Annotated in this window: 20 protein-coding genes and 1 pseudogene; 7 read left to right on the top strand and 14 right to left on the bottom strand. The window is 63.5% G+C overall.

Annotated elements, in window-relative coordinates; all coding sequences use genetic code 11:
- Window positions 1–223: 223 nt before the first annotated feature.
- Together LDO54_RS13555 and LDO54_RS13550 are read left to right on the top strand one after the other, a co-directional pair.
- Window positions 224–700 carry a nuclear transport factor 2 family protein gene (locus LDO54_RS13555; protein ID WP_224011053.1) on the top strand — a complete coding sequence of 159 codons (477 nt, stop codon included), beginning with the start codon at window positions 224–226 and terminating at the stop codon, window positions 698–700.
- Window positions 701–717: 17 nt separating this feature from the next.
- Window positions 718–1296 carry a VOC family protein gene (locus tag LDO54_RS13550; protein ID WP_224011051.1) on the top strand — a complete coding sequence of 193 codons (579 nt, stop codon included), beginning with the start codon at window positions 718–720 and terminating at the stop codon, window positions 1294–1296.
- Between the two features lie 127 nt (window positions 1297–1423).
- Here LDO54_RS13550 and LDO54_RS13545 read toward each other — a convergent pair whose 3' ends face one another.
- The 5 genes from LDO54_RS13545 to msrB form a co-directional block, all read right to left on the bottom strand.
- Complete coding sequence (locus LDO54_RS13545; protein WP_224011049.1) at window positions 1424–2299, bottom strand: alpha/beta fold hydrolase; 876 nt, start codon at window positions 2297–2299, stop codon at window positions 1424–1426.
- 8 nt (window positions 2300–2307) lie between these two features.
- The gene (locus tag LDO54_RS13540) at window positions 2308–3567 is read right to left on the bottom strand and encodes a PAS domain-containing sensor histidine kinase (protein WP_224011047.1); all 1260 of its coding nucleotides are present in this window, start codon (window positions 3565–3567) and stop codon (window positions 2308–2310) included.
- Between the two features lie 158 nt (window positions 3568–3725).
- Window positions 3726–4466, bottom strand: a complete 741-nt coding sequence (gene msrA / locus LDO54_RS13535) for a peptide-methionine (S)-S-oxide reductase MsrA (protein ID WP_436975570.1) — start codon at window positions 4464–4466, stop codon at window positions 3726–3728.
- 34 nt (window positions 4467–4500) lie between these two features.
- The gene (locus LDO54_RS13530) at window positions 4501–6372 is read right to left on the bottom strand and encodes a cytochrome c biogenesis protein DipZ (RefSeq protein ID WP_224011045.1); all 1872 of its coding nucleotides are present in this window, start codon (window positions 6370–6372) and stop codon (window positions 4501–4503) included.
- A gap of 40 nt (window positions 6373–6412) precedes the next feature.
- Complete coding sequence (msrB, locus tag LDO54_RS13525; RefSeq protein WP_224011043.1) at window positions 6413–6946, bottom strand: peptide-methionine (R)-S-oxide reductase MsrB; 534 nt, start codon at window positions 6944–6946, stop codon at window positions 6413–6415.
- Window positions 6947–7149: 203 nt separating this feature from the next.
- On the opposite strand from msrB, the gene LDO54_RS13520 reads away from it, so the two are divergent.
- Together LDO54_RS13520 and LDO54_RS13515 are read left to right on the top strand one after the other, a co-directional pair.
- Window positions 7150–7896: a response regulator transcription factor gene (locus LDO54_RS13520; RefSeq protein ID WP_224011041.1), complete on the top strand. Its 747-nt coding sequence runs from the start codon at window positions 7150–7152 to the stop codon at window positions 7894–7896.
- Window positions 7893–9392, top strand: coding sequence for a sensor histidine kinase (locus LDO54_RS13515; RefSeq protein ID WP_224011039.1), 1500 nt, complete (start codon window positions 7893–7895; stop codon window positions 9390–9392). The genes LDO54_RS13520 and LDO54_RS13515 overlap by 4 nt, the downstream gene beginning before the upstream one ends.
- A 656-nt stretch (window positions 9393–10048) precedes the next feature.
- Here the strand turns inward: LDO54_RS13515 and LDO54_RS13510 are convergent.
- On the bottom strand, window positions 10049–10930 hold the full coding sequence (locus tag LDO54_RS13510) for a LysR family transcriptional regulator (protein WP_224011037.1): 882 nt from the start codon (window positions 10928–10930) through the stop codon (window positions 10049–10051).
- Window positions 10931–11019: 89 nt separating this feature from the next.
- On the opposite strand from LDO54_RS13510, the gene LDO54_RS13505 reads away from it, so the two are divergent.
- Window positions 11020–11784, top strand: a complete 765-nt coding sequence (locus tag LDO54_RS13505; protein WP_224011035.1) for a sulfite exporter TauE/SafE family protein — start codon at window positions 11020–11022, stop codon at window positions 11782–11784.
- A gap of 386 nt (window positions 11785–12170) precedes the next feature.
- On the opposite strand, the gene LDO54_RS13500 is transcribed toward LDO54_RS13505, so the two are convergent.
- The 6 genes and pseudogenes from LDO54_RS13500 to LDO54_RS13475 all read right to left on the bottom strand — a co-directional run bounded on the left by LDO54_RS13500 (window position 12171) and on the right by LDO54_RS13475 (window position 20103).
- The gene (locus LDO54_RS13500; protein ID WP_224011033.1) at window positions 12171–13661 is read right to left on the bottom strand and encodes a TonB-dependent siderophore receptor; all 1491 of its coding nucleotides are present in this window, start codon (window positions 13659–13661) and stop codon (window positions 12171–12173) included.
- Window positions 13662–13857: 196 nt separating this feature from the next.
- A pseudogene (locus tag LDO54_RS38835) lies at window positions 13858–14049 on the bottom strand (TonB-dependent receptor plug domain-containing protein); the annotation flags it as partial.
- A 511-nt stretch (window positions 14050–14560) separates the two neighbouring features.
- A complete protein-coding gene (gene fhuB / locus LDO54_RS13490; RefSeq protein WP_224011031.1) occupies window positions 14561–16600 on the bottom strand; it encodes a Fe(3+)-hydroxamate ABC transporter permease FhuB in 2040 nt (679 codons plus the stop codon).
- Entirely contained in the window at window positions 16593–17576 is a 984-nt protein-coding gene (locus tag LDO54_RS13485; RefSeq protein ID WP_224011029.1) for an iron-siderophore ABC transporter substrate-binding protein, read from the bottom strand. The genes fhuB and LDO54_RS13485 overlap by 8 nt, the downstream gene beginning before the upstream one ends.
- Window positions 17573–18391: an ABC transporter ATP-binding protein gene (locus LDO54_RS13480; RefSeq protein ID WP_224011027.1), complete on the bottom strand. Its 819-nt coding sequence runs from the start codon at window positions 18389–18391 to the stop codon at window positions 17573–17575. The genes LDO54_RS13485 and LDO54_RS13480 overlap by 4 nt, the downstream gene beginning before the upstream one ends.
- Complete coding sequence (locus tag LDO54_RS13475) at window positions 18388–20103, bottom strand: cyclic peptide export ABC transporter (RefSeq protein ID WP_224011025.1); 1716 nt, start codon at window positions 20101–20103, stop codon at window positions 18388–18390. Before LDO54_RS13475 ends, LDO54_RS13480 begins: the two co-directional genes overlap by 4 nt.
- Before the next feature lie 222 nt (window positions 20104–20325).
- Here LDO54_RS13475 and LDO54_RS13470 point away from each other — a divergent pair, with 222 nt between their 5' ends.
- Window positions 20326–21147, top strand: coding sequence for an AraC family transcriptional regulator (locus tag LDO54_RS13470; RefSeq protein ID WP_224011023.1), 822 nt, complete (start codon window positions 20326–20328; stop codon window positions 21145–21147).
- 386 nt (window positions 21148–21533) lie between these two features.
- Window positions 21534–22109, top strand: coding sequence for a hypothetical protein (locus LDO54_RS13465; protein WP_224011021.1), 576 nt, complete (start codon window positions 21534–21536; stop codon window positions 22107–22109).
- A gap of 223 nt (window positions 22110–22332) precedes the next feature.
- Here LDO54_RS13465 and LDO54_RS13460 read toward each other — a convergent pair whose 3' ends face one another.
- Both LDO54_RS13460 and LDO54_RS13455 read right to left on the bottom strand, forming a co-directional pair.
- Entirely contained in the window at window positions 22333–22914 is a 582-nt protein-coding gene (locus LDO54_RS13460; RefSeq protein WP_224011019.1) for a hypothetical protein, read from the bottom strand.
- The gene (locus LDO54_RS13455) at window positions 22911–23453 is read right to left on the bottom strand and encodes a hypothetical protein (RefSeq protein WP_224011017.1); all 543 of its coding nucleotides are present in this window, start codon (window positions 23451–23453) and stop codon (window positions 22911–22913) included. Before LDO54_RS13455 ends, LDO54_RS13460 begins: the two co-directional genes overlap by 4 nt.
- Window positions 23454–23682: the final 229 nt, after the last annotated feature.

The raw sequence follows: 23682 nt of genomic DNA, 5'->3' as shown, positions 1-23682 counted from the left end.
TCATTGCTTAAGAGCGTTTAAGCGTCGTTGAAGGACGCGGAACTTACGCGTCTCACGATTTGGGCTTTTTGAGTGGGTCCGCATCGCCAGGTAGCCTCGTGTTCAGGCCGCTACGCCAATCGATCCCGTCGACCCTTAAGAACAATTAATCCGCCAACAAGGACTGCGTGGCGCTGCATCGGTAATCTCGCTCCCGGTTAAAACGAAGAGAACTCATCGAGCGATGGAAAACCTGATTCGCCGAGTCGTTTTAATAACGGCTCTTACGGCGCCGGGCGCTGCGTTTTACGTGGCACCCTGCGTCGCACACTCAGAGGAAACGACGCGTATGGATACCGACCATCAAGATGCCCGCGCCGCGCAGCATCTGATTGACCTGCACTTCGAGATCTGGAACGACCCCAATCCCGCCAGCCGCGCCGCGAAGTTTCCGCAGGCGTATTCGCAAAACTTTTTCGTCGCCGACGAATCCGGTGTGGCGACCGGCTATGAAGCGGTCGGCCGCTTGATCGAACAGCTGCGAGGCAGCCACGAGGGCTTTGTCTTTACGCCCGACCCCATCGCGTGGAATCACGGCGTGGGCCGGGTGACGTGGGGTTACGGTCCGCGCGACAACCCGAATCGGGTGCGTGGCGAAGACATTTTCACCATCGAAGACGGCAAGCTCACGAGCGCGCGCGTCTTTCTCAATCGCCAATGAAAGAAGGAAACAGCATCATGAAGAAGTTCGTACCCAATGTGCTGGCTGCGCTCGCTCTGCTAGGCGGGGTGGGGGCGCATGCCGCCGGGGTGAAAGCGGTCGGTGTCGATCATGTGGGTGTCAGCGTGCCGAATCTCGCGCAAGCCGAGGCGTTCTTTTCCGACACGTTCGGCTGTGTACCGGTCACGCACATCGGGCCGTTCGATTTGACCCATATGTCGGGTGGCTTCGTGCCGCGCGCCGATAGCGTCGATATCGCCATGATCCGCTGCGGCACCGGTTCCAATATCGAACTGTTTCAGTATCGGAACTCAAAAGGCAGCAACGAGATGCCGAAATCGGAGGATATCGGCGCGTCCCATATCGCGTTCTATACCGACGATATCAATGGCGCTGTCGCCTATCTGAAGTCGCGGGGAATCACCGTGCTGGGCGATCCGGTCACGATGTCGTCGGGCGACACGGAAGGCGAAACGTGGGTGCACTTCCGCTCGCCGTGGGGATCGGAACTGGAACTCGTTAGCTATCCCAATGGAAAGGGCTACGAGAAGCATTCGAAGATCAAGCTGTGGAATCCGACCAAACCTGCGGAATAACGTCGTGCGACGTTCGTCGTTCCCGACAACACGCGTTTAAATGCGCGCGTTAAATGTCGTCCGGTTGGCGCACCGATCGAATGGGGTGCGCCTCCGGCAACAGTCTGATCGTTGCGGTTCTGGCAGCTTAGTGCCAGTCTGATGTGACGTCGTCAAGCCAGGCGGTGACGGCGCGATTAACATCGTCCTTGCGGTCCTGCATGATCCAATGTCCGGTATTGGACCACGCCTCGACTTTGGACTTGGGATGCGAGAACCAGGCGCGCATGAGTTCGACTTGCCCGGCGTCGCGGCTCAAGTGATAAAAGGGAATATCGAGGCTTCGGCAGAAGGCCGCGCTTGCCTCTCCCATGCCGATCTGATCGTCGCCGAAATAGAGCGGTCCAAACGACTCGCGAACGACAGGCAAGGGCATGCCTCGAACGCGCCTCGAATGCCAACACTTGAGTGCCGGGTCCGTGTCGCGATCGTAGAGCAGCGTGAACAGGGCCGGCGCCACCTCACCGGGATCGCCCGTTTCCAGATCCTGCGTGGTCTTCGCCAGGAAATCGGCAGCAGCGTCCGACACGCCAAGTGAACCGTCCACCGATACAACCGCGCCGACGAGGTCTGGGCGTTTTGCGGCAAGCCGGGCAGCGATCTGCGCCCCCATCGAATGCCCGACCAGCACGAATCGTTGGCCGGGGTAGCGCGTCGTCATGAACGCCTCGATATCCGAGACGTAGTGCGAGGGCGCATAAGTGCCTTGCGGCGTAACCTCCGATCGGCCATGTCCGCGCAGATCGACAGCGATCACGCGATACCGGGTTTCGAAGTGCGGCAATTGCCACATCCAGTCGTTGGAGTCGCACGTCCAGCCATGAATGAACATGACGTTGACGCCGTTTCCGGTATCCGTTGCGAAGAGCGTCGCGGGAGATTGCATGGGCGCGTGAGGCCTTGGTTCGTTCGCTGTGTCGGTCGCCTGTGGCGCATCGAGCGGGGAACGGTCTGCTTTCGTCATCTCAGTGTTTATCGATGGGTGCCGTCGTAGGCCGTCGTGGGGACCGTGAAGCGGAAGGACGTGCCAGCGGCCGTGGAGCTTTCGACCCAGATACGTCCGCCGTGTGCGTCGATGATCGAGCGGGCCACTGCCAGGCCCATGCCCATGCCGTCGACTTTGGTCGTGAAGAACGGTTGAAACAACGATTCCAGTGTTTCGTTGCTCATGCCCGATCCCGTGTCGCAGACTTCGAATAGCGTTTCACCGTGGTCAATGCGCCGGACCGATAAAGACAAGGTCCGAATGGTCGACCGGCTCGAATCGATTGCGTGAATGCCATTCAGCAGAAGATTGGCGAGCACCTGCTGGATCTGAACGGGGTCGGCGAAAATGGTGGCGTCTCCGGCGATTTGCCGCGTAACGGAAATTTCTTTGGCATTGGCTTCCGGCGAAACGAGAAAGAGCGCAGCATCGATAGCCTGGCTGGCGGGCGCGCAAATGGATTGCACAGGAACCTTGCCGAGAAACCCGCGCATCTTCCGACATATATCGGTGGCATCGCGCGCCCAGCGCGCCGCATTCTGAATTGACGAGAAGGCTTCTTCAACGTCGGGGATGTCGCGAGTCAGCCAACGGGCGGCGGCATCCGCGGATGTACTGGCGGCGGATAGCGGTTGAGTGATCTCATGCAGTATCGATGCCGACAGTTCGCCGAATAGCGACACGCGTGCAGCACGCGCCATCTCCGCGCGCATTGCCTGCAATCGATCGTTGTTTTCTTTTTGCTCCGTCACATCGAAAGCATAAAAGCAGAGCCGCCGATATCCTTCTGCGTCGCGCGGCAGCGAGCAGCGCCAGACGATCGGCACTTCCTTGCCCTTGAACGTCACCAGCGTGCGTTCGCCCTGGCATGCCGAACTGCCGTCGAGCATGGCCCGGTACACGACAATGTTGCTGTCGCGATTGGCGGGCAGCAGCTTCCGGGCGGAGTCGAAAAAGATCTCTTTTGAACTGGCCTCGAACAGTTCCAGCACGGCATGGTTCGCCTCGACAAACGAATGGAGTCCCCGCAACTCGTCGATCGCTTTGGGGTGGGCATCAAAATAATCGTCGAGATTCGTGACACCCTGGTCGCGAATAGCCTGGATTGCCAGATAGACGCGAGACCAGTCCTCTACCATGATCGGAATAGGCGCCGACAGGAAAAGGTCATTGTGGGCGAAGTCCGGAGCCTGGTTGTGCGGCCCGCCGTGCCCGGCGGATTCGGCAACTAAAGGGAACTCCTGCATGCTACGTCAGGGTCATAGGTTAGTAGTCGAGAGTGATCGTTAGCTTGACGCGATGGAGAGAACGAGTTGCGTTCTCTCACCGCATTAGCGACTATACATTAAAAAGTATTAGTTAATCGCCGCTTGCCAATTCGAAATCGCTCCGCTTTCCTGCGCGGCTATGACCCGGTACGCGCCACAGTCTGAAACAGAACAGGCTGGGGTCGATAAAGCGCGGGGAACAGATTCTTCAGTGCATTGACCTTCGGCATGTCGTTAATCGCGATATAGGGGTAATCGGGATGAAGGGCGAGAAAGTTCTGGTGGTAATCCTCGGCGTTATAAAAGCCCTTGAAAGTCTCGATGCGCGTCACAATCGGACTCGAAAAAACATGCGCGCCCTGTAGTTGCGCAATATAGGCTTTTGCCACATTGCGTTGTTGCGGGTTCATCGGGAAGATCGCCGAGCGGTACTGGGTGCCGTGGTCGGGACCCTGATAGTCGAGTTCGGTCGGGTCGTGCGCGACAGAAAAGAACACCTGCAGAATCTTGCCGTAGCTGATCACGGTGGGGTCGAACGTAATCCGCACCGATTCTGCGTGGCCGGTATCGCCGTCGCTCACGCGCTCGTATTGGGCCGTATCGGCCGCGCCGCCCGTGTAACCGGACGCGACCTGCGTGACGCCGCGCACATGCTGGAACACGCCCTGGACGCCCCAGAAGCAGCCTCCCGACACGACGGCGGTTTCCGAATGAACGCCATTCGCAGGCTCGTCCTGAAGCGGTGCCGGAATCGAGACCGCGCGTTCGTCGGAGTGGGCGCTGCGCTGCCAGAGCGCGACCGCGACCACCGCGATCGCCACAGCGCCGTAACGGGCGAGCTTGCTGGATTTCATGAAAAGCGGATTCACGATGTTCATCCTTGCCGGGCGAAGCTCGCCCGGCCTAAGTGGGTTAGCCGAAGGTAAAGGCAAAAGCCTGGACGCCCGGATCGAGAAACTGGATCGCGAAGGTGTGATCCGCGACGTCGCCGGGCTGGCGGACGAGTTGATAGAGACGCTGTGCCGTGACTACGCCAGCGCCGTCCGGCGCCACGTCGCTGCCGTGTGCGTGCTCCGGTGCCTTGCCGTCCACCGTCACGCGAAAGTGCACGGGTTGGCCGTCGGGCCCGGGGCCTAAAACCAGATGCAGGTCTCGTGCGTGGAAGCGGTAGACGATTTCGCCGCCCGGTTTTGCCAGCGTGGCGTGCTCGGCGCCCACGCTCCATTCGCCTGCCAGTCCCCAGTGGTTGAGGTCGGGATTCGACGGCGCGCGATAGTCGCGGGCGCGGTCCTGGGCGAAGCCGCCCGGCGACGCGAAGCCTTCGGCGCGCTCGAAGCCGATATAGGTTTCGGGCGAACGCATATCCGCGTTGTCGGCCTGCATCTGGACGCCGCGCTCCGCTGTGCCGCCGAGTCCGAGCGGAACGTTTGCCGCCTCCGGGTGGCCCGCTTCCACGAGCAGTTGCTGAATGACGCGCTCGGATTGGTCATATTCGCCCTCGCCGAAATGCTGGTAGCGAATCTGTCCTTTGGCATCGGCGAAATAATGGGCGGGCCAGTACTGGTTGTCGAACGCGCGCCAGATCGCGTAGTTATTGTCGATCGCCACCGGATAATCGACGCCGAGGTCGTGAACGGCCTTGCGCACGTTGTCGATGTTGCGTTCGAAGGCGAATTCAGGCGCATGCACGCCGATCACGACGAGTCCCTCGTTGCGATACTTGCTGGCCCACGCCTTCACGTACGGGAGCGAGCGCAGGCAGTTGATGCACGAATAGGTCCAGAAATCGACGATCACGACCTTGCCGCGCAGTGCCTGAGCGGTCAGCGGTGGCGAATTCAGCCATTGCACGGCGCCGTCCAGCGGCGGCAACTGGCCGAGCACCGGCAGTGTCGTCGCAGGCCGCATGGCGTCGGAGGCGCGCATCATCGCGCCGCCGTTGGCCGACATCGCGCCTGCCGCCATCGTGTTTCCGGTATCCGCGCTGTCGTTCCGCGCATTCAACGCATTCGACGATTTCGATGAATTGACGGAGCCGGTCATCGCCATCGCGGCGTGCTTCGACGGGGCGAAGCTATCGACGAGATGCTGCTCCAGACCGCCTGTCGCGAGCGTCGAAATGCGCGTGAGGACGCCCGTGTCCAGCCCGAGCGCAACAGCGGCGACACCGGCGAGCATCGCCACGCCGATGCCGCGGCGGATCCATTCGCCCGCGCCGAGCGAACGCTTCATGGCCGCGAAGACCCGGCCGCCCAGCAGCAGCGCGACGGCCAGCGAAGTCGCGGCGCCCGCCGCATAGGCCAGCAACAGCAGGGTCGTGCCGATGCTTGCGCCTTGCAGCGCCGCGCCGGTCAGGATCAGGCCGAGAATCGGACCCGCGCACGGCGCCCACAGCAGCCCCGTCGCGATGCCGAGCAGAAACGAGGCGCCGACACCGGGCGCGCGCTCGTGCTGCGTGGTCTCGGACAGCCGGTTGCCGACGTTCACGAGCGGCTGCATGATGCGCTCGGCCAGACGAGGGACCAGCAGCGTGAGGCCGAACACGGCGAGCAGCACGATGGCGAGCCAGCGGCCATATTCGTTGGCCTGAGCCACCCAACCGCCGCCGACGGCGGCGAGCGTGGCGACCGCCGCGAAGGTCGCGGCCATGCCGCCGAGCAGCGGCAGGCCGGAACGCACGAAGGGTTGATCGGCGCGCGCGAACACGAATGGCAGCACGGGCAGGATGCAGGGGCTCAGGATGGTGAGCACACCGCCGAGATAAGCGAGGACGATGAGTAACATGGTGATGTCCGAAGCAGCGATAACGGATCGATCGAGGCGCTCAGGCCGCGTGAGGCGTGAAGGTCATGGCGACGCCGTTCATGCAGTAGCGCAGGCCGGTCGGCTTCGGACCGTCGTCGAAGACGTGGCCGAGATGGCCGCCACAACGACTGCAAAGCACTTCGGTGCGGGCCATGCCGAACGAGAGATCCTCGCGCTCGATCACCGCGTGCGGCAGCGGCGCATAAAAGCTCGGCCAACCCGTGCCGCTGTCGAATTTCGTGTTCGAGGCGAACAGGTGCGCCGCGCAACCCGCGCACGCGAACGTGCCGTTGCGGTGTTCGTTGTTGAGCGGACTGGTGAAGGCGCGCTCCGTCCCCGCATTGCGCAGCACCTCGTACTGGGCGGGCGTGAGGCGCTTGCGCCATTCGGCATCGGTATGCACGACGGCGAAATGCCCGGCAGCGCCGGACGCCGCACTCATGGCCATCGCGCCGCTGGCGGGCTGGGCCGCCTTCGCGCGCCATTGACCGAGCGCGGCCATGACGGCGAGCGCGCCGCCGCCGGATAGCAACAGGCGTCTACGTGTGTTCATCATGTTCTCCGTGTGCGATGCGCCGCCGCCCGCGGATCAGGACAGCGCGCAACCGTTACACGAAGCATAGGTAGCGGCCGATCCCGAAGTCCTCACGAAAAGTAAAATTAAATGTGATAACTCCGGAGCGGAATTTTCTGCACAATGGGCTTTTCAATCCGGACCTTTCATCGCGGCGCGCAGCGCCGATCACTGAAGACCCCATGGATCAGACCAAACGCGTACTCATCGTCGAGGACGACGCGGATATCGCCAACGTGCTCATGCTGCATCTGCGCGACGAACATTACGAGGTCGTGCACAGTGCCGACGGCGCCGAAGGGCTGCGTCTGCTGGAGCAGGGCGGCTGGGACGCCTTGATTCTCGACCTGATGCTGCCGGGAGTGGACGGGCTGGAGATCTGCCGGCGCGCGCGGGCGATGACGCGCTACACGCCGATCATCATTACGAGCGCGCGTTCGAGCGAGGTGCACCGCATTCTGGGACTCGAACTTGGCGCCGACGATTACCTCGCGAAACCCTTTTCGGTGCTGGAACTCGTCGCGCGCGTGAAGGCGTTGCTGCGTCGGGTCGAGGCGATGGCGAAGGATTTGCGGCTCGAAGGCGGCACGCTGATGCTGGGCGGCTTTTCGATCGATCCCGTCACGCGCGAGGCGCAGGTCGACGGCAAGCGCATCGAGCTGACGCCGCGTGAATTCGACCTGCTCTATCACTTCGCGCGCCACCCGGGCAAGGTGTTCTCGCGCATGGAATTGCTCAACGCCGTCTGGGGTTATCAGCACGAAGGCTACGAGCACACCGTCAACACGCACATCAACCGCCTGCGCACCAAGATCGAAGCCGATCCCGCGCAACCGGTACGCATCCTGACCGTCTGGGGGCGCGGCTACAAGTTCGACCCGCTCGCGCCATCGGCGTCCCGCGACAGCGGACAAGGAGAGGCGTCGTGAAACTGTCATTGACGCAGCGGATATCCATCGTATTTTCGGTGTTGCTGCTCGCGTGCTGCGGGGCGTCGGCGTGGTTGCAGATACGCGCTTCGGATCTGCACGATCAGGAGGTCATCCAGGTTCTGTCGCACGACCTCGCGTCCCACATCGCTCATAACTCGGCGCTCATGGGCGCGGATGGCCCCAAGCCTGCCGCGTTACGCACATTGTTCGGACAACTGATGGCAGTGAATCCGAGCGTCGAGGTGTACCTGCTCGACACCAGCGGCCGCATCACGGGCGACGACGCGCCGCCGGGGCACATACGGCGCACGCGCGTCGACCTGCAACCGGTGCAGCGCTTTCTGGCCAACGATGCGTTGCCGATTCTCGGCGATGATCCGCGCAGCGTGGATGCCAGAAAAGTGTTCAGCGCCGCCGTTGTTCAAGGCGCTGGCGGGCGTCCGGCGGGGTACATCTATGTCGTGCTGATCGGCGAGGCGCGCGATGCGCTGGCGACACGGCTCGCGCAAAGCACGGTGCTGCGCACGACGCTTGGCTTGATGGCCGTGGTTGCGTCGCTTGGCCTGATTGCTGGTCTGATCGCGTTTGGCCTGATCACGCGCCCTTTGCGGCGTTTGACCGATACCGTGAGCCGAATCGACGCGTCGATCCAGGCAGGCTCCGAGCCTGTGCCGCTCGTGCTCAGTCGCCCGGCGGCGCGCACGGAAACGCGCGACGAGATCGCCATTCTGGAACGCATGTTTGCGCAGATGGTCGAGCGCATCGGCGTGCAGTGGCGCGAACTCAAACGTCAGGACCAGGAGCGACGCGAACTCTTCGCGACGATCTCACACGACTTGCGCACGCCACTCACGTCGCTGCATGGCTACCTCGAAACGCTGTCCTTGAAGGACGACACGCTCGAGGGCGCCGAGCGCCGCCGCTATCTGGCGATTGCGCTGACCCAGAGCGCGAAGGTGGGGCGGCTGGCTCAATCGCTGTTCGAACTGGCACGCCTCGAGCATGAGAACGTCCAGCTCACGCTGGAGACGTTTCCCCTCGCGGACGTCGTGCAGGACGTATTCCAGAAGTTCGAGCTTGCGGCGCAGGCCCGCCAGATCCGCTTGCGAGCCGTGATTCCGCCGCGTCTGCCTGCCGTTTGCGCCGACCTGGCGATGATCGAACGCGTGCTGACCAATCTGCTCGACAACGCGATCCGCCATACGCCCGAGGGCGGCGAGGTCAGCGTCGAGCTTGCCGGCGAAAATGGCAAGGTGACGGTGGTGGTCAGCGATACCGGGCCGGGCATCGCGCCTGAGCTTCGCGCGAATCTGTTCAGGCGTGCGTTCAGTTCCGGTGATGTGCGTCGCCAGGGCGGTCTGGGATTGTTGATCGTGCAACGGATGCTGCTGCTGCATGGCAGTGCTATCGAGTTGATCGAACGGGATCAGCGTGGCGCGACGTTCAGTTTCAGGCTTGACGCTGTGGTGCTGCGGGCGGCCCAGGAGTCGTGAGTGGCTCGGCTGCTGTATTTAGGTTATTTGAGCGGTTTGCGCTTCGTTATCCAGAAGCACTGGGCGAGCCGACTGCACTACGATTTCCGCCATGAGCTGGGTTTGTTTGCACCAAACCAGATTTCGTTTGCGTCTCACCACAACTGGTGGCGCGCAAACGAAACTTGTCCGGAGGCCAGCCGCGTCTTCCCTTTCATTTGCCATGGCCTGTGGATCCGGAAATCCAGCAGGTTTGCCAGGCGCTAGCTCACGATCCAGGCGACCCGACCACTGCCGGGATTTGGGCGGGTCAACTTGCTATGAGCACGATGTCCCCTCTGGCGATGCTGCTACAGAGAACACCGATCACCCGGGTCGCTTTGAGTAGCGGCTATGAGAGCCACAGCGCGTATGCCATGTCGCAGATCTTCCCGGGTTGCAAAGCAGGTTCACCCGAACACCACGTCAATTCGACGAGGTGATCGTTCGAAGCCGGCCGCCTGCTCGCGCAATCGCAAGGAAGTGACCAACCACGATGAAACCGGGCAATCCGGCTTTTGTTTTGTCGTCCAGCGGCATTAGCTTCTCATCGATTACGCAGTGTTAGCGTTGCGGTTGGGCTGAGTGTCTTTCCCTGAAGGCTTTGCAGACAAAATCAAATCTGTTGGCTACGCTAACTACTGCGCACGCTTCAGTAATTGCGCTGCGAGGAGGGCAGCATGCGGAGTCAGCGCGGAAAAGTCCCGGGCGCAAAGATAGAGATGCCGTTTGGCCCACGTTTCCTGGAGCGGCAACACAACCAGATTCCCGCCAAGGACTCTGGCCACCTGATCGGAAACGATTGAAATTCCCACGCCCGCCTCGACGTTCATCGCAACATTCTGGATGTTGCGTAGCTTGATGCGGTAGTCCAGTTGACCTCCGAGGCGGGATGCACGCTCTGCCAGATACACTTCGAGCGCTGCGTCGGCGACTCCGACAATCGGCTCGCGCAGAAAATCGGCAAACAGAACGCTCGCTTGCTGTGCAAAATGGTGCGACCGGCCGACAACAACGACAAGCTGATCTGTTCCGATCTGTTGTGTCTGCAGCGTGCCGAAATCGGTTGTGTCAGCAACCAGCCCCAGGTCGGCTCGCCCGCTCATCAAAGATTGCACGATGTCCGCACTGGTACGCTCTTCCAGGTCGATCGACAGGTCGCGATGGGCGGCCAGAAATTGGCACAGTTCCGGAGGCAGAAAACTTGCCATGGCGGCGCTGTTGGACAGCAACCTGATCCGGCCTTTGAGGCCGGTTGCGTAGCTTCGAAGTTCGCCGCGCATCGTCTCGACATGACCCAGGATCAGACGCGCATGACGGACCAGTGCGTCGCCCGCAGCCGTCGGTCGTACGCCGCGACGGTTGCGTTCGAGTAACGGCGCGCCTAAGGTCGATTCCATGCTGGCAATGCGCTCGCTGATCGACGCGAGCGCGAGGTGCAGCGAGCGGGCGCCCTGGGTCAGGCTTCCGCATTCGACTACGGTTAAAAAGAGCCGCAGATCTGTCAGGTCAAAGCGCATGGCAATTATCTTTCCCTTCGGAATTTCCGAAGTCTAGCACCGGTAGTTCCAGATTGTTCAGGCAGCACCGCCTGGCTAGCATGGCGTTCATGAACTCCATGCTTATGATTTTTTCCGCAGGAACACTGGCAGGCGCGATGAATGCGCTGGCAGGCGGCGGTTCGTTCGTCAGTCTTCCCGCGCTGATTGCCGCGGGCGTTCCTCCGGTTCTGGCGAACACGTCTAGCACCGTCGCCCTGTTTCCAGGCGGGCTGGCCAGCGCATGGGCGTATCGCAGCGGGCTGAAACCGGTGGGCGCCGTGTCGCTTGGCGGGCTACTCGCGGTAACGCTCTGCGGGGGATTGACGGGCGCGGTGCTGCTGCTTTGTACGTCATCAGTCGCGTTTACGTTCATGTTGCCGTGGCTGCTTCTGATAGCGTCGGTCGCGCTTGCGTTCGGACGACGAATCGGCGCGGCGTTACGCGCGCGCTGGCGCATTCACGCGCATGTGGTCCTCGCCATTCAGTTCTTGCTAGGTGTCTACGGAGGCTATTTTGGCGGTGCAGTCGGGATCATGATGATCGCGATGTGGGGACTTCTGGACACGTGTGATTTGAAGCATCTGAACGCGCCGCGAACGCTGCTGGTCAGCGCGGCGAATGTGGTGGCGGTGATGGCTTTTGTCGTTGCCGGCGTGGTTCGCTGGCCGGAAACATCGGTCATGCTGGCAGGCGCAATCGCTGGCGGATACGGAGGTGCGCTGGTCGGGCGGCGGGCGCGACCGGACATAGTCCGCGCCATTACGCTGATCGCCACGACCGGCATCACGCTGGCGTTTTTTGTAAAGACATATGGACCGATGCTCAGGCGTTAATGGGAGAAAGTCATGCTGTGTGCTTTGCTCGATACGTTAGGATCTCTTGCGATCCTGTTTAGCCTCGCCGCGCAACGCGACGCGTTTCGACGACGTTCGAAAGGGGCGGGTTCCTGCCTCCGAAAGCTTGACTGAACGAATCAGGGCGTGAATCGGTTGCTCCAGCAGAGATTTTCGGGTGATTTCGGACGTGTATCGTGTGCTCGAAGAACTCGGTCTTCAATACGAACTGCACGCGGTGAACGTCACGACATGCAAACGCACCTCGCTGCGGCGTAATCAGCCCCATAGTGATTGAGGGGGAGAATGTGGCAGTTGCACGCTGCTTGGCGGAACTTGGCTGAGTGTATGCCGCACGAGTGCAACTCGTGCGGCCACCAAACTAATCAGAAGTCCGATCTAACTGTCAACATGACATTGCGCGTATCGCCGAACACGCTGTAGTACGTGCTGGGCGGGCGAATATAATATTCGCGGTTGAACACGTTATTCAACTGCAACGACGCTTCTACGTGCTTGTTGAAGCGATAGCCGATCTGCGCATTGAAAATCGCATAGCCGCCTTGTTCGACGCCGCGTGAAATACGCGTCTGCGCGAGCATGCCGCCACCCACGGAAAAACCACGCAACGCGCCGCGCGAGAACGTGTATTTCGTCCACAGCTTGAACAGATGCTTCGGGTCGGTGCCATCGGTTAGATCGGGCGAATCATTCTCGTAGTGCGCGTTCAGATACGTGTAGCCGGCGTAGACGTTCCAGTCCGGCGTCGGCTGGCCCGTGACTTCGAGTTCGACGCCCTGATCGCGCGCCTTGCCCGCCGAGACGTAGTAATACTGGTGCGCCGGATCGGCGACCGCACGGTTGTTGTCGTCGATACGGAACAGCGCGGCGTTCGCATTCAGGCGGCCATTCAGGAAGCTGCCTTTCACGCCCACTTCATACTGCTCGCCCGAACGCGGCGGCAGGCCCGCGCCCGAATACGTGCTCTCCGTTTGTGCGTCGAGAAAGCGCGCGTAATTCGCATAGGCCGTGAGCGACGGCACGATATCCCACAGCAGCCCCGCGGACGGCAGGAAGCGGTGATTGATCTGCGCGTTCGTGGTCCAGTCGGTGACGCTTGGCAGCGTCGATTGCGTGCGGTCCTGCAGGAAGGCTTCGCGCCCGCCGAGCACGAGCGTGAGCGGGTCGGCGAGCTTGATGCGCGCCTGCGCATAGACGCCGTACTGCACGGTGCGATGGTTGGTGCCGAAGGTGTAGGGCACGTCCACGGCGGGCACGGCGTTCGGATCGTAGAGACTGAACGCGCCGCCATACGGACCGGTGAGCGCCAGATAACCCGACTGCGCGCTCGACGTCATCACCGAGTAATTGGCGCCGATGGTCAGCGTGTGCGTCTGCCCGAACAGGCGGATCGGGCCCGATACGTTGCTGTCCGCGCCGAACCAGTCGTAGCTGGTGCGCTGGCGCTGATCGCCGAAACGCGCGAGTCCGTCTGCGGTCGCGCCGGGACCGGAGTACGCGTAATACGCCTTCGAGAGTTCGTGGCGATAGAACAGCGTCGTCGACGATTGCCAGTCGTTTTCGAAGCGATGCACGAGGTTTGCGTTGCCTTCCTGCAGCGAGGTGTACGCGTAGTTCCAGCTCGGGCTGAAGTTCTGCGTGAACGAACTCGGCACGCGGCCCGTGAGGGCGGTGCGCGTGCTGTTGAGCACGCCGCCCGCGCCGTAGTCGATGCCCGAAATCGGCGAGACCTGATAGCCGCCCGAGAGCGAGAGCGTCGTGCGCGGCGTGAGGTCCCAGTCGAGCGCGCCGTAGGCCATCACTTCCTTGCTGCGCGTGCGGTCGATGGACTGCGTGCCGTCGCCGCCCACCAGCACCGCGCGCGCGCACCGTGCCGTCCTTGTTCAGCGGGCCGGTCACGTCGATCATCTGGCGCACGCTGCCGAACGAATCGACCTGCGTTTCCGTGGCCAGATGGAACTGATCCTGCGGGCGCTTGCGCACGAGATTGACCACGCCGCCCGGCTCGCCCATGCCGTCGATCGATCCGCCCGGGCCGCGCAAGATCTCAACGCGGTCGTACATCGCCAGATCGAATTGCAGCTGATATTGCAGGCCGCTCAAGGTCGGCACGCCGTCGAATTCAATGCCGAGCTGCGAGCCGCGCGCGCGGAAATACGCGGTGCCGTCGCCGTAATCGATCGAACTCACGCCGGTGACGTAGCGCAGCGCGTCCTGGATGGTCGTCACGTTCTGGTCGTCCATCTGCTGGCGCGTGAGCACCGAAACCGAGTTCGGCGTTTCCTTGATCGACTGCGCGACCTTGCCGCCGATCGTGGCCTTCTTCGCGGCGTAGCTGCCGCTGCCTTCGGTGGTCGCGTCGGCGTCGTTCGCGCCCGATACCGTCACGGCGGGCAGTACCTCGCCGTTCGCGGCAGGCGCGGTTTGCGCGCGCGCCCACGGCGAGGCGAGGCTCAGCGCCGCGAAGGCGAGCGGCGTCATGGTGAGCGCGAATCGCGGCGCGGCGCGCGTGACGCGGTGCGGCGCCAGCCTCCACCATCCCGAAGCCGGCGCGCGACGCGCGCCACGGTGGTCTATTCTCGTTGTCATCGTCAATCATCCCACTGTTGAAAAAGGCCGAACGGCTTCCTCCCGCGCAAGGCGGGCTGTAAAAAAATGCGAGGGACGATCGTTATGGACGGGGGTTTTGAGGGCCCCGTTTGCCCTTGATGTGCTGCTTGATGTGCTATTTGCTTCGCTAGCTGAAACCGCGCGATCAACGGCGCACGCCGCGCACTAACACCCGCGCCACGAGCCACGGTCCGCCGAGCAGCGTGGCGACGAGGCCCGCCGCCACCTCCTGCGGAAACGCGATTTGCCTGCCGAGCCAGTCGGCCGTGACCATCAGCAGCGCGCCGAGCGTCGCTGCCAGATAGAGCTGCGGCATGGGCCGCCGCGCGCCGGAAAAGCGCGCGATATGCGGCGCGATCAGCCCGACGAACGACAGCGGCCCGACGACGACGGTGGCGGCCGCCGTCGCGAGCGCGGCGAGCAGCAGCAACGCGAAGCGCGCGCGGCCCACCGGCACGCCGAGGCTCGCCGCGGCATCCGCGCCCAGCGCGAGCGTGCCGAGCCAGCGCGCGGTGAGCGGCGCGACGGCGAGCGCGAGCAGCGCCAGCGTGGCCATGCTCCAGGCGATGCCGGGCGCGACGTAATACGTGGAGCCGATCAGCAGATCGACGAGCACGCCCGCGCGCGGATCGCCGCTCGACATCAGCGCGCCGACCACCGCCTGAAACAGCGCGCTGATCGACATGCCGACCAGCAACAGGCGCTCGGGTGCGAAGCGCGCGCGCCGGCCGAACCAGAGCAGCAGCATCAGCGTCGCGAACGCACCGGCCACGCAGCCCGCGAACAGCGCGGCGGGCACGAGGCGCTGGCTCAGGAACAGCACGGCGACCATGCCGAACATGCCGCCAGATCCCACGCCGAGCAGGTCGGGGCTCGCCATCGGATTCGCGGTCATGCGTTGCAGCAGCGTGCCCGCAGTCGCGAGCAGGCTGCCCGCCGCCAGCGCCGCGACGAGATGGGGCACGCGCCAGAACAGCAGGGCGTCGATATGCGCGCGGGTCGCTAGGCTCCAGCCATCGGCGCCGCGCGAGACCATCAGCGAGAGCACGCAGACGAGCGGCAGCAGCACGGCCCAGAGCAGCGGCAACGTGCGCGGCGCACGCGGATCGTGGCGCGGGCCGGGCGTCGCAGTGGAATCGGGCCGCGTGCGCAGACGCGGCAGCAGCGCGATGAGCAAAGGCACGCCGACGATTGCGGTCACGCTGCCGGTCGCGATCAGATGCGCCGAAAACCACTCCGCTTGCGCGGCGAAGCGCACGATTTCATCGGTGAGCCAGAGCAGGGCCGCGCCGGTGAGCGGCGCCCAGACGAGCCGGTCGCGCAAACGCCGCGCGCCCGCCAGACGCGCCAGCAGCGGCGCGGCCAGCCCGATAAAGCCGATCACGCCGACGTCGGCGACGACGAACGCGGTCAGCGCCACAGCGACGAGCAGCGCCGCGCCGCGCATCCAGCCGACCGCCACGCCGAGATTGCGCACCGTCGCGTCGCCCGCATCGAAGAGACTCAGCGGACGGTAGAGCAGCGCCGCCCCGAGCAGGCAGAGCCCGAGCCGCACGGCCAGATGCAGCGCCGCTTGCCAGCCGCTCTGGTCGAGCGCGCCGCCGCCCCAGATCTGCAAACCGGCGAGCCGGTCGAAATGCACCACGGAGATCGCGAGACTGATCGCGCCGCAGTACAGGTTCACCACCATGCCGCCGAGGATCACCCCGAGCGGCGACATGCCTTGCGCCCACGCCAGCGCGAACACGGCGAGCATCGCGACCGCGCCGCCCGCGAGCGCCAGCGTGTCGCGGCCCAGCGCGAGCCAGCCCGGCATCCAGATCGTCGCGATCGAGAGCGCGAGATAAGCGCCGGGGAACACGCCGAGCGTCATCGGTTCGGCAAGCGGATTGCGCAGCACCTGCTGCATCAGCGTGCCCGCGAGGCCGAGCGCCGCGCCGCAGAGCAGGGTCATCGCGATACGCGGCAGCAGGCTGTAATGGACCAGCACCGCGCCCACGTCCTGCGCGCCAATTGACGCGGGCATCGTGAGCGCGCTCCAGAACGGCGCGCCCGCGAGCGCGCGATGCAGGTCGGCGGCGGCGAGGCACGCGGCGAGCGCGAACAGCGCGCCGACGAGCGGCAGACGCCAGTCGCGCGGCGGCGCGGCGCGCTGAAGCAGGGGCGGACGCGCGAGGTTACGCAAGGTCGCCTCCGCCGTTGTCGAGCGTGGCCAGCGCCACGGGCATGGCGGCGGCGAAGCGCTGCATCGAGACGAGACCGCCGAACGCCGCGATCACCGGCAGCACGGTCACGCGGCGTTCGCGGACGGCGGGCAGCGCGCGCCACAGCGGGCTCGCGTTCAGCGCGGCGCGCAGGTCGGCGTGCAGCGGGCCGACCAGCAAGATGTCCGCGTGCGGCGCGTCGAACAGGCGTTGCAGCGCAACGGTGGCCGATCCCGTCAGGTTGGTCTGCCACGGCGCGCTATGCGTGCGCCCCGCCGCGTCGCGTGGATTCGCGGCATTGCGCAGGCCGATACGCGCGAGCACCGCGTCGAACAGACTGCCCGCGCCATAGACGCGAAAGTGCCGCTCGTCGAGCGCTTCGGCGACGATCACCGCACGCGCGGCATGGCGCGGCGTGGCCTGGATCGCGTCGGCGGCCGTGGAGAATGTGTGCTGCGTGGCGGCGATCAACGCCGTGGCGCGCGCCGGCGCGTCGAGCGCGCGCGCCATCGTCGACGTTTCGGTGCAGAGCGCCTCGAACGGTTGCGCGGCGCTCATGTACGCGCCCAGCGTGAGCGTCGGCGCGATGCGTCGGAGCGGCGTCATCAGCGCGGCGTGGGCGGGCGTGACGATCAGCAGGTCCGGCGCGAGCGCGAGCAGCACGTCGAAATTCGGCTGATAGAGCAGACCGACGTCGGCGACGCCCGGCGGCAGCGGCGGCGCGACGATCCCGCTCGTGTACCAGTCCGGCAGCGGAATGCCCACCGGCGCGCGGCCGAGCGCGAGCAGCGTTTCGGTCAGCTCCCAGTTGAGGACCACGATGCGCTGCGGCGAGCGTTGCGGGCTCGGTGATCGGGGCAGCGTCGTGGCGAAGCCTGACGGGGACGCCAGCGCGGCGAGCGCGGTCAGCGCAGCCAGCACGCGGCGGCGATGCGGATTCGCGGTCGTCGCGCTCATGCCGGAAACCCCAGGCGGCGTCCGCTCGCCGGATCGACGCTCACGCTCATCGGCACGCCGTAGATCGATTCGAGCCGCTGCGGATCGATGATGTCGGCGGCGCGCTCGCGCATCAGCAGACGCCCCTCGCGCAGCGCGACGATGCGGTCGCAAAAGCGCGCGGCCATGTTCACGTCGTGCAGCACGACGACCGCGCTCATCGCGCCCGAGGCGCAGAGCGTGCGGACGAGGTCGAGCACCGCGAGCTGATGGCCCACGTCGAGCGCGGCGGTCGGTTCGTCGAGCAGCATGCAGCGGCAGTCCTGCGCGACCAGCATCGCGAGCCACGCGCGCTGGCGCTCGCCGCCCGAGAGCACATCGACGGGGCGATCGGCGTGCGCGAGCACGTCGGCGGCGCGCATGGCATGGTCGACCCGCGCGTGGTCGTCGTCGCCGAAACGGCCCAGCGCGCCGTGCCACGGATAGCGCCCGAGCGCGACGAGTTCGCGCACGGTCATGCCGTCGGTGAGCGGCGTCTGCTGCGGCAGATACGCGACCTGACGCGCGAACTCGCGCGCGCTCCAGTGCGCGAGCGGCCGGCCCGCGTAACGGATCGCGCCCGCCGCGGGATCGAGCTGGCGGGCCAGCAGTTTGACGAGCGTCGATTTGCCCGAGCCGTTGTGGCCCACGAGTCCGGTCACGCGTGCGTGCTCGATCGTCAGGTCGAGCGGATGCAGCAGCGTGCGGCCACCGGCGGCGTACGCGACGCCTTCGAGGGTGAAGGCCGCCTTTTCGTCTGCTTCCTTGTGTGCGTCTTCTTGCAGGATCGCGTTCATGCGGCGCTCGCCATGTCATTGCCGCTGTTTTTCTTGCTGTTTTTGTCGCGGTCGTGATCGTCCGCGAGGCCGGAACGCATCGCGCCGATCTGTCCGCTGTCGAGCTTGATGAGGCGATCGGCGAGATCGAAATACCGGTCGTCGTGCGTGATGACGAGCACGGTTTTGCCCTTCGCTTTGAGGTCCGGCAGCAGCGTGCGATAGAACACGTCCTTGAAGGCCGGGTCCTGATCGGCGGCCCATTCGTCGAACACGTAGAACGGCCGGTCTTCCAGAAACGCGACCAGCAGCGCGAGGCGTTTGCGCTGCCCCTGCGAAAGCGCGAGCGTGGAAAACGCGCCATCCTGAATCCGCACCTTGTGGTCGAGTTGCAGCGCGACGAGCAGCGCGCGCGCCGCGCTTTCGCGCCCGGCGCTCAAACCGAGCAGCGAATCGAACAGATGGAAGTCGCTGAATACCACCGAAAAATGCTGCCGATAGGCGGCGCGCGTCGCGTCGTCCACGGCCACGTCGTCGACGCGCAGGCGGCCGCGTTCGGGCGCATACAGACCGACGAGCAGTTTCGCGAGCGTGGTCTTGCCGCTGCCGTTGCCGCCGACGAGGAACACGAGTTCGCCCGCACGAAAGGTCAGATCGATCGGGCCGAGCGTGAAGAAACCGTCTTCGTTTTCGCGCGCGTAACGATGCTCGACGCCTTCGAGCACGATGCGTGAGAACGCGGGCTGCGCGGCGGGCGCGGGCCGATCGGTATCGACGTCGGCATCGACATCGGCAAGCCGGACTTGCTCGGGCGGCAGCGCGGCTTCGAGCTTGCCGATGCGCTCGAACGCCACGCGCGCCGAGCTGATCGCGGGCAACGCCGCCAGCAGCCCTTCCACGGGCATGATCAGATAGAGAAAGACGAGCGCGTAACCCGACATCACATGCGCGTCGGCGTCGAACAGACGGGCGAGCACGAAGATCGTCAGGCCGACGAAGCCGAACAGCAGCAGATTGCCCCAGCTTGCCGCGAGCGCATGCAGCACGTAGCCGCGCGTGCGTTGCGCGCGCACCGCTTCCACATGTGGCGCGAGATGGCCGCCGACGAACGCATCGGCGCGCGCGCGATGCAGCTTCAGTTCCTTGGCGCCGTCGAACAGCGCGCGAAACTGGCGCAACAGTTCGTCCTCGCGTTCGCGCGAGGCGCGCAGATGACGCAGCGCGCGCGAGCCGACGAGATGCGTGCCGAACGTGCCCACGCCGAGCACCACGAGCGCGACGCCGAGAATCGGCAGCGACAGCATGCCCAGATAGGCGAGGCAGCCGGCGATCACCGCGCCCTGCATCGCAATGGACGGCAGGCTCACGAAGAACACGACGATGCTGTCGAGGTCCTGGGTCAGCGCGCCCAGCGCGCGCGCCGCGCCGCAGCGCTCCAGATCGCGGAACGAGGCGGCGGCGATGCGGCCGATCGTCTGCATGCGCAGGCGCGCTTTTACGCGCTGGCCGAGATACATGAACAGCGTCTGCGAACCGACGCGCGTGGCGAGCACCAGCGCCGCGAGCAGGGCGAAGCGCACGCCCAGTTGCAGAAGTTGCGGCCCCGACGCCTGCAGTGCCTGGTTGATGAGCGCGACGAGCGCCGCGTTGGCGAAGCCGCTCACGAGACTCACGAGCAGGGCGAGCGGCAGAAGCCAGCGCGAACTGCGGATCAATGAAGCAATCAGGGGCATAAGCGGCGGAAAAATCGTCCGTGCGGGTGTTGACTGCGGAGTCGACCGTTTAGTCGATGACACAGCCAGGCACGCGGTCAATCGCACGAATGAGAAGCATTATTGATTTCGAACGGGGATCCGATCGAAGCCTTGATGGGTAAGGAGATTACCGGCTTATGTGAATTAAAGGCGGACAGGCGATATCGAATTTTTGACAACTTTTAGTCAAATCCCACTATCATGAGCCACTTTCTTCCGCGCCTGTGCGCCCGCCAGATGAAGTCGTTTCTGCTCAAGCGCTACCCGATGGCCCGCGCGCCGCTGCCGCGCGAAGTCGCCGCGACGCTCGTGAATTACCGTCACGGCGAACGCGTGACGTGGCATCAGCATCGTCATGGTCAACTGGTGTTCGCGGTCAAAGGCGTGATTCGCGTGCTCACGCCCGCGCGGACGTGGACCGTGCCGCAGTCGCGCGCGGTGTGGCTGCCGTCGGATGTCGATCACGAACTGCACGCGGTCGGCGACACGGCGCTGTGCAGCGTCTATCTGGAACCCGACGTGTTTCCGTGGCCGTGGGACGACCCGGCCGTGATCGGCGTCTCGGCCTTGTTGCGCGAACTCGCGCTCACGCTGGTGGAGGGCGCGGACAGCTATACCGCCACGAGCCGCGCGGGGCTCGCCGCGCCCTTGCTGCTGAAGGTGCTGGCGGAAACGCCCAGCCTCGCGGAGCCCGGCGTGCCCTTGCCGCGCGACGAGCGCCTGCTCAAGCTCTGCGAGCACATGATGAACGACCCCGGCAGCGATCTCTCGCTCGACTTCTGGGGCGAGCAGTTCGGCGCGAGCGGGCGCACGCTCGCGCGCCGCCTGCACGCGGAGACCGGGCTGACCTTCGTGGCCTGGCGTCAGCAGATGCGCGTGGCGGAAGCGATCACGCGTCTCACGCTCGGGCACTCGGTGGCGCAGGTGGCGAAAGATCTCGGCTATCGCAGCGCAAGCGCGTTCATCGTCATGTTCCGGCAGGTCACGGGCGAATCGCCGCAACGCTATCTGGCGTCGAGCTAGCTAACTCAATGTCACGCGGTAGGGGGGCTTTGATTTTCGAGCAATTTTCCGGTTAGTCCTCGCCAGGCCTGGAGAGGCTTCGTCTTTCGGCGCTCTATAAATTTTCTTTCTAATCGGTGGCCTGCTGAATCTCCATTTCGAACAGCCATACCCGTGGCGGCGGCGAGTGCGCTGCAGCGTTGTGCCCGGGCCTTGATTCGGGGCGCGCAGGCGTAGTTCGGGGCGGTAAGGCCGAAAGACATTTCATGAGCGGCGCAGGGGAGGCGAGAGGCGCATTTCGACCCTGAAGGGACACTCCCAGAAACCCAAAGCGGACATTCGCAGGCACAGCCGGCGGTAGGTCTACGTATGACACAATTGCATATTTGCGTTGACGGCGAAACCCTATGGCAAGCTCCTGGGCAGCGAATAACGGAGTTCAAAGCGGTCCATTGCTGACTGCCTTTCCCGAAGTGCTTCGCTCCGAAGTGACCGTCGTCACGGATTTGATTCGACCCAGCTCCGCAACTCATCCCGGAGCGGCTGTCGTTGTTCGAGGCGAATCACTCAACATCCCGTATCGAATTCACCACGAATGCGATGACACGCTATTCCCTCAGCTGAACTCGGCTCAAGCGGCCATCTATGCTTGCGTGCTAACGAGGCACCTTGACGGACATGTGCGCCAGCGCCATATCGGGCGGCTGGCCAGTTCACCCGAAGCTTGGATTGCGCCTTTCATCGTGCACCTTTGCGGCGAGTATGTAATTGAAATTCTCGCCGAGATTGAAGCGAACTTGCCATCCATGGATCAGTGTGTTTACGGCGCGTTTTTCAGGGAAAACCCAGTTTTCATGAAACGCACGCATGATCGAATGATCAGCTATTGGGATTGCTACTACCGTTGGCTGTACAAGCGAAAACTCGATTACGTTGGCTTTCGGGTACTCGAACGGTTCCACGAATGGTGTGGCTCCTCCTGACGGCCATTGGTGCGTCGACTTTGGTCAACACGAGCGATTGTGAACAACTCGGATGCTCAAGTCGACTGACCGTTCATGGCGGGTGCCAACCGATGCAAGTCGCATATCGCATGCTTTGCGCCTAGACGGCAGTGGTCGGTAGCATGCGACCCGAAGCAGGCAATCACCGTGCTACGCCGAATGACTCAAGCCCGCTTCTCAACCGCCGATCGCGTTGCGACGTTCACGAACATCGCCGAATGATTTCGAGGTCGTTAACAGGCTCTAGGGCGTAGTGTCCATCGTGGGAGTCAATGTGATAGACATCGACCTTCAGCGGCGTTCCCGGATGGACCGTTACCTCATAGTTCCCCCCTGATTTTGGAGTAAAGCGAAAGGCGCTGTCGAATTGGTCTCGACCCGGAAGCACCACGCGCAGCGTCAGCAAATGATCCGCTTGCATCCTGAGTTCAAAATAACTCCGGTCGATATAGGCGCCGTCGATTGGCATCCCCAGTCTCGGCTGCTGGCGATGGCTGGGAATGAGAATGATTGTATGGTCGTTTTTGGGAGGAACGTCCGCCACGCCGATGGGCTCACCACCGAGCGCGCCACCCAGTGGATCGCTAGGCAGATAGCAACCCGGCAACGGAGGGGGTTGATAAAGGAAGAACCCTCCTTCGCCGATCTCGCGAAAACGAATGTTTGCCGTCGGCACACCTGGGGGCGGCATGTAGTTCGTCGTCACGCATCCCATTACCGACAGGGAGAACGCAAACATCGTCAATCGAGCCAGCAAGCTCGTTACTAATGTTTTTACTTTCACTGGTGCGAAAACTCCTGCTTGACCTCAACTGTGCCGCTATAGGCATTGGGGATGCCCCACCGTTTTCCGGTTTGCGCCGTGAGAACCATCCGATCGGATTCCGACGAAGCCGAATAGAGGATAAAGAACCGCGCGGTCGGTGGAACGAGGAAGTAACCTTGCTTGTAGCTACCCTGCACGAAGGTCGCTCCGTTCGTGCCGCCGAATAACTCGACATTGCTGATCACATGCTTTTCAGCATCAAGGAACATCACATACGGCTTTAGCACCGTCGCCAGCGGCAACCACGTACTCGAAAACCATGTGCGGACGCGCAAAACGGTGGCTGCGGACTGTTGATCCAGGGAGAAGGAGGCGTAAACGCCAAGCCCGTCTGGAAACCGAGCCACTGGTGAAGTACTCGCGTCGAAGTCAATCGACTTTGCATCGTTCAGTGCGAGTGGCTGATAAGACATCTCGGCATAGCTCATCACACCGACCCGTGATTCGGGCAAAGGCGTCGCAACAAGTTGCCGGGTTGCGCATCCGCTCAGTGCCATGCAAATCAAACCGATTCCAATCCAGAACTGCCGTTTCAACGTCGCCCCCGAAACTCAATTTTCCGTAACATCCTTTATTACGGCGATAGTAGGTAATTCTTTAGTGAACGCCGTACTTGAGCAATGCCGCACCGCGAAGAGGACGGAACTGAATGTCCGATTACTGGCGCAAAGCGAACATCGACTACATCTTGGTGTACGTCTCTTCATGGCCGAGGCCGTGTGAAAA

The organism is Paraburkholderia tropica (genome assembly GCF_914484835.1).
Taxonomy (GTDB): domain Bacteria; phylum Pseudomonadota; class Gammaproteobacteria; order Burkholderiales; family Burkholderiaceae; genus Paraburkholderia; species Paraburkholderia tropica_A.
This window is presented reverse-complemented; position numbering and strand designations above follow the sequence as displayed.

Coding starts and splice junctions, on each gene's coding strand:
- LDO54_RS13540 (WP_224011047.1), bottom strand. CDS start 3,567: ATGCAGGAGTTCCCTTTAGTTGCCGAATCCGCCGGGCACGGCGGGCCG.
- LDO54_RS13470 (WP_224011023.1), top strand. CDS start 20,326: ATGAGCCACTTTCTTCCGCGCCTGTGCGCCCGCCAGATGAAGTCGTTT.
- LDO54_RS13520 (WP_224011041.1), top strand. CDS start 7,150: ATGGATCAGACCAAACGCGTACTCATCGTCGAGGACGACGCGGATATC.
- LDO54_RS13550 (WP_224011051.1), top strand. CDS start 718: ATGAAGAAGTTCGTACCCAATGTGCTGGCTGCGCTCGCTCTGCTAGGC.
- LDO54_RS13455 (WP_224011017.1), bottom strand. CDS start 23,453: ATGGCACTGAGCGGATGCGCAACCCGGCAACTTGTTGCGACGCCTTTG.
- LDO54_RS13465 (WP_224011021.1), top strand. CDS start 21,534: ATGGCAAGCTCCTGGGCAGCGAATAACGGAGTTCAAAGCGGTCCATTG.
- LDO54_RS13530 (WP_224011045.1), bottom strand. CDS start 6,372: ATGTTACTCATCGTCCTCGCTTATCTCGGCGGTGTGCTCACCATCCTG.
- LDO54_RS13475 (WP_224011025.1), bottom strand. CDS start 20,103: ATGCCCCTGATTGCTTCATTGATCCGCAGTTCGCGCTGGCTTCTGCCG.
- LDO54_RS13555 (WP_224011053.1), top strand. CDS start 224: ATGGAAAACCTGATTCGCCGAGTCGTTTTAATAACGGCTCTTACGGCG.
- msrB (WP_224011043.1), bottom strand. CDS start 6,946: ATGAACACACGTAGACGCCTGTTGCTATCCGGCGGCGGCGCGCTCGCC.
- LDO54_RS13510 (WP_224011037.1), bottom strand. CDS start 10,930: ATGCGCTTTGACCTGACAGATCTGCGGCTCTTTTTAACCGTAGTCGAA.
- LDO54_RS13480 (WP_224011027.1), bottom strand. CDS start 18,391: ATGAACGCGATCCTGCAAGAAGACGCACACAAGGAAGCAGACGAAAAG.
- msrA (WP_436975570.1), bottom strand. CDS start 4,466: ATGAACATCGTGAATCCGCTTTTCATGAAATCCAGCAAGCTCGCCCGT.
- LDO54_RS13505 (WP_224011035.1), top strand. CDS start 11,020: ATGAACTCCATGCTTATGATTTTTTCCGCAGGAACACTGGCAGGCGCG.
- LDO54_RS13485 (WP_224011029.1), bottom strand. CDS start 17,576: ATGAGCGCGACGACCGCGAATCCGCATCGCCGCCGCGTGCTGGCTGCG.
- LDO54_RS13545 (WP_224011049.1), bottom strand. CDS start 2,299: ATGACGAAAGCAGACCGTTCCCCGCTCGATGCGCCACAGGCGACCGAC.